We start from the raw sequence: 5237 nt of genomic DNA, 5'->3' as shown, positions 1-5237 counted from the left end.
ATCTGATGTGAGCCTCGATAGTTCGGTGACGCTCGATCGGTCGAATCGATCGGAGTCGCCGAATTGACCACGTTACGTGTGAGTGTGTAGACGATACATACTCCGCCAGACCTCCCCGACTATGTCGGGGAATAGCATTCCGGTTGATCCTGCCGGAGGTCATTGCTATTGGAGTTCGATTTAGCCATGCTAGTCGTACGGGTTCAGACCCGTGGCGAATAGCTCAGTAACACGTGGCCAAACTACCCTGTGGAGCGCACTACCCTCGGGAAACTGAGACTAATGGCGCATACGACTCGGTGCCTGGAACTGGCTCGAGTCAGAAATGCTCCGGCGCCACAGGATGTGGCTGCGGCCGATTAGGTAGACGGTGGGGTAACGGCCCACCGTGCCGATAATCGGTACAGGTTGTGAGAGCAAGAGCCTGGAGACGGAATCTGAGACAAGATTCCGGGCCCTACGGGGCGCAGCAGGCGCGAAACCTTTACACTGCGCGACAGCGCGATAAGGGGACTCCAAGTGCGAGGGCGTATAGTCCTCGCTTTTAACTACCGTAAGGAGGTAGTAGAATAAGGGCTGGGCAAGACCGGTGCCAGCCGCCGCGGTAATACCGGCAGCCCGAGTGATGACCGCTATTATTGGGCCTAAAGCGTCCGTAGCTGGCCACACAAGTCCGTCGGGAAATCTGCTCGCCTAACGAGCAGGCGTCCGGCGGAAACTGTGTGGCTTGGGACCGGAAGATCCAGAGGGTACGTCTGGGGTAGGAGTGAAATCCTGTAATCCTGGACGGACCACCGGTGGCGAAAGCGCTCTGGAAGGACGGATCCGACAGTGAGGGACGAAAGCTAGGGTCACGAACCGGATTAGATACCCGGGTAGTCCTAGCCGTAAACGATGTCTGCTAGGTGTGTCACAGGCTACGAGCCTGTGGTGTGCCGTAGGGAAGCCGTGAAGCAGACCGCCTGGGAAGTACGTCCGCAAGGATGAAACTTAAAGGAATTGGCGGGGGAGCACTACAACCGGAGGAGCCTGCGGTTTAATTGGACTCAACGCCGGACATCTCACCAGCACCGACAGTATGCAGTGAAGCTCAGTGTGACGAGCTTAGTGGAGCTACTGAGAGGAGGTGCATGGCCGCCGTCAGCTCGTACCGTGAGGCGTCCTGTTAAGTCAGGCAACGAGCGAGACCCGCATCCTTAATTGCCAGCAACACCCCTGTGGTGGTTGGGTACATTAGGGAGACTGCCAGTGCCAAACTGGAGGAAGGAACGGGCAACGGTAGGTCAGTATGCCCCGAATGTGCTGGGCTACACGCGGGCTACAATGGTCGAGACAATGGGATGCTATCCCGAGAGGGAACGCTAATCTCCGAAACTCGATCGTAGTTCGGATTGAGGGTTGAAACTCACCCTCATGAAGCTGGATTCGGTAGTAATCGCGCCTCAGAAGGGCGCGGTGAATACGTCCCTGCTCCTTGCACACACCGCCCGTCAAAGCACCCGAGTGAGGTCCGGATGAGGCTGCCGCAACGGCAGTCGAATCTGGGCTTCGCAAGGGGGCTTAAGTCGTAACAAGGTAGCCGTAGGGGAATCTGCGGCTGGATCACCTCCACAGATCGGGACCAGGCTGTATGCCTGGCCCACCAGGTCAGTTCGCGCGCCGACGGTTTCGGCCGAGCGAGCACCTTAGAACTATCGAGGCTCGATGACTCCACGTCGTCAGCCGACTGTCGGCGTGGGTGGGCCCATAGCTCAGTGGTAGAGTGCCTCCTTTGCAAGGAGGATGCCCAGGGTTCGAATCCCTGTGGGTCCATGACTCGGCGACGATCGAATCGCTCCCCTTAAGTGTGGGTAGTGGTTTTGATCAGATCCGAAGAACCGATGCACCACTCCGCGCAAGTGTGAGTGGGAAGGGTCGATGCATGCCAGCAGTCTACTGGCGTGCAGATGAGACCGTGTGTACGTGTAGTCCAGGCGTCCACTGGACCCGTTCCCGGGTCACACCGATCCGTAAGAACGTGGCTACTGTGCCAGCTGGTGGATCGCTCGGCTCAAGAGCTGAAGAAGGACGTGCCAAGCTGCGATAAGCCTGTGGGACCCGCATGGAGGGGAAGAACACAGGATTTCCGAATAGGAATCCTCTTGCAATTGCTTTGCGCAATGGGGAACGTCGAGAATTGAAACATCTTAGTATCGACAGGAAGAGAAAGCAAACGCGATGTCGTTAGTAACGGCGAGTGAACACGATACAGTCCAAACCGAAGCCTTCGGGCAATGTGGTGTTCGGACTGACTTTCAGCGGTAGAAAGACGACGAGAAGTCTCCTGGAACGGAGCACGAGACAGGGTGATAGTCCCGTACCGTCGTCGAGTATACTGTGCGTCAGCTCCAGAGTAGCGGGGGTTGGATATCCCTCGTGAATATCGCGGGCATCTACCGCGAAGACTAAACACTCCTTGAGACCGATAGCGAACAAGTAGCGTGAGCGAACGCTGAAAAGCACCCCGAAAAGGGAGGTGCAATAGGGCGTGAAATCAGTTGGCGATAGAGCGACAGGGCACGAAAGGTCTACAGAGAAACGAGGCAGACGCGAGTCTGTAGTAGGAATCTGTAGAAGCCGGTGTCTTGTCGTACGTTTTGAAAAACGAACCAGAGAGTGTGCCTGTTTGACGAGTCTAACCCGATCATCGGGGAAGGCGTAGGGAAACCGATACGGCCGCAGCACTATGTGTGAGGGCCACCGTGTTCAAGCGCGGGGAGTCAAGCGGGCACGACCCGAAACCGGACGATCTAGGCGTGAGCAAGGTGAAGCGTGGCGAAAGCCACGTGGAGGCCTGTTAGAGTTGGTGTCCTACAATACCCTCTCGTGACTTGCGTCTAGGGGTGAAAGGCCCATCGAGTTCGGAAACAGCTGGTTCCAACCGAAACATGTCGAAGCATGACCTCCGCTGAGGTAGTTCGTGGGGTAGAGCGACGGATTGAGAGACCGGACTCCGAGAGGAGTTCGCCTCTCTGTCCAACTCCGAACCTACGAACGCCGTCGACGCGGGGAGTCCGGTGCGCGGGGTAAGCCTGTGTACCGTGAGGGAGACAACCCAGAGCTGGGTTAAGGTCCCCAAGTGTGGACTAAGTGCGATCGAAAGTGGTCTTAAGCCCTAGACAGCCGGGAGGTGAGCTTAGAAGCAGCTACCCTCTAAGAAAAGCGTAATAGCTTACCGGCCGAGGTTTGAGGCGCTGAAAATGATCGGGGCTCAAGTCTACCACCGAGACCTAGCGGCACTCTTGACCGAGTGATTCCGTAGGTTGGCGTACTGTTCGGGCGGAAGCACGGCCGAGAGGTCGTGTGGACCGTGCAGTAACGAAAATTCTGGTCATAGTAGCAGCGTGAGTCGGGTGAGAACCCCGACGGCCGAACGAGTAAGGGTTCCTCAGCAATGCTAATCAGCTGAGGGTTAGCCGGTCCTAAGTCTTACCGCAGTTCGAGTAAGTCGAAAGGGAAACAGGTTAATATTCCTGTGCCAGTGTGCAGTAAAAGTCGACGCTTTGGGGTCGTCCACGCCGGGCCTTCGCCCGGTCGAACCATCGAAATTCGTGGAAGCCGTAATGGCAGGAAGCGAGTGAATGGTGGGATAGCGCAAGGTGGGTCAACCCAGAGCCCGTGAAAAGACGAGCACACTGTCCGTACCGAGATCCGACACAGGTACTCATGGCAGCGAAAGCCAAGGTCTGTCGGGATAAACCGACGTTAGGGAATTCGGCAAGTTAGTCCCGTACGTTCGCAATAAGGGATGCCTGCCTCGGAAAGAGGCAGGTCGCAGTGACTCGGGCGCTCCGACTGTCTAGTAACAACACAGGTGACCGCAAATCCGAAAGGACTAGTACGGTCACTGAATCCTGCCCAGTGCGGGTATCTGAACGCTCAGTACAATGAGAAGAAGGACCCGTTAACGGCGGGGGTAACTATGACCCTCTTAAGGTAGCGTAGTACCTTGCCGCTTAAGTAGCGGCTTGCATGAATGGATCAACGAGAGCGCCACTGTCCCAACGTTGGGCCCGGTGAACTGTACATTCCAGTGCGGAGTCTGGAGACCCCCAAGGGGAAGCGAAGACCCTATAGAGCTTTACTGCAGGCTGTCGCTGAGACATGGTCGCTATTGTGCAGCATAGGTAGGAGCCGTTACACAGGTACCCGCGCTAGCGGGCCACCGAGGCAACATTGAAATACTACCCGATAGTGACTGTGACTCTCACTCCGGGAGGAGGACACCGGTAGCCGGGCAGTTTGACTGGGGCGGTACGCGCTTGAAAAGATATCGAGCGCGCCCCAAGGTTTCCTCACTCGGGTCGGAGACCCGAGGAAGAGCGCAAGAGCATACGGAAGCCTGACAGTGACGGGCACAACAACCGTCGCTGACGCGAGAGCGTGGTCTAGCGAACCAATTAGGCTGCTTGATGCGGCCAATTGCTGACAGAAAAGCTACCTTAGGGATAACAGAGTCGTCACCCGCAAGAGCACATATCGACCGGGTGGCTTGCTACCTCGATGTCGGTTCCCTCCATCCTGCCCGGGCAGCATCGGGCAAGGGTGAGGTTGTTCGCCTATTAAAGGAGGTCGTGAGCTGGGTTTAGACCGTCGTGAGACAGGTCGGCTGCTATCTATTGGGGGTGTTTGAGGTATCTGACGAGAACGTTCGTATAGTACGAGAGGAACTACGAATGGGTGCCACTGGTGTACCGGTTGTTCGAAAGAGCACGTGCCGGGCAGCTACGCACCACGGGGTAAGAGCTGAACGCATCTAAGCTCGAAACCCACTTGGAAAAGAGATACCACCTGAGACCACTCGTAGAAGACGAGTTAGATAGACTCGGGGTGTACGCGCCGAGGCAACGAGGCGTTGAGCCCGCGAGCACTAACAGGTCGAGCCACCATTCATACGCATGGATCGTACGGACCCGTCGGACGGGTCCAGGCGTAAACTGGACTACACGTACACGCGGTGAAGACGACCGCATCGGAGACCGATAGTGGTGTCCCTAACGGGACGGACGGTTCGATTCCGTCGATCGGCATTAAGGCGGCCACAGCGGCAGGGCGACTCCCGTACCCATCCCGAACACGGAAGATAAGCCTGCCAGCGTGATGGCAAGTACTGGAGTGGGCGACCCTCTGGGAACGGTATCTCGCCGCCTCCACTCATATTCGTTTATCACGTACCGGAGAGCGCCCGCGGTGGGTGT

The 5237-nt window shown here is 57.0% G+C and carries 1 tRNA gene and 3 rRNA genes; all 4 read left to right on the top strand.

What is annotated here, in order from left to right:
- The first annotated feature begins 136 nt into the window (after positions 1-136).
- The 4 genes from N0B15_RS15565 (at position 137) to rrf (ending at position 5192) form a co-directional block, all read left to right on the top strand.
- A 16S ribosomal RNA gene (locus N0B15_RS15565) occupies positions 137-1611 on the top strand.
- Positions 1612-1740: 129 nt separating this feature from the next.
- Positions 1741-1812 (top strand) — tRNA-Ala (locus tag N0B15_RS15560).
- Positions 1813-2012: 200 nt separating this feature from the next.
- Positions 2013-4931 (top strand): 23S ribosomal RNA (locus tag N0B15_RS15555).
- 139 nt (positions 4932-5070) lie between these two features.
- Positions 5071-5192: ribosomal RNA gene (rrf, locus tag N0B15_RS15550) — 5S ribosomal RNA — on the top strand.
- Together the 16S, 23S and 5S rRNA genes with 1 tRNA gene alongside form the textbook arrangement of a ribosomal RNA operon.
- The last annotated feature ends 45 nt before the right edge of the window (positions 5193-5237 follow it).

It is taken from the genome of Natronobiforma cellulositropha (assembly GCF_025629245.1).
GTDB classification, from domain to species: Archaea; Halobacteriota; Halobacteria; order Halobacteriales; family Natrialbaceae; genus Natronobiforma; species Natronobiforma cellulositropha.
Note: the sequence above shows the minus strand (reverse complement) of the source record. Positions and strands in the feature narration are given on the sequence as shown.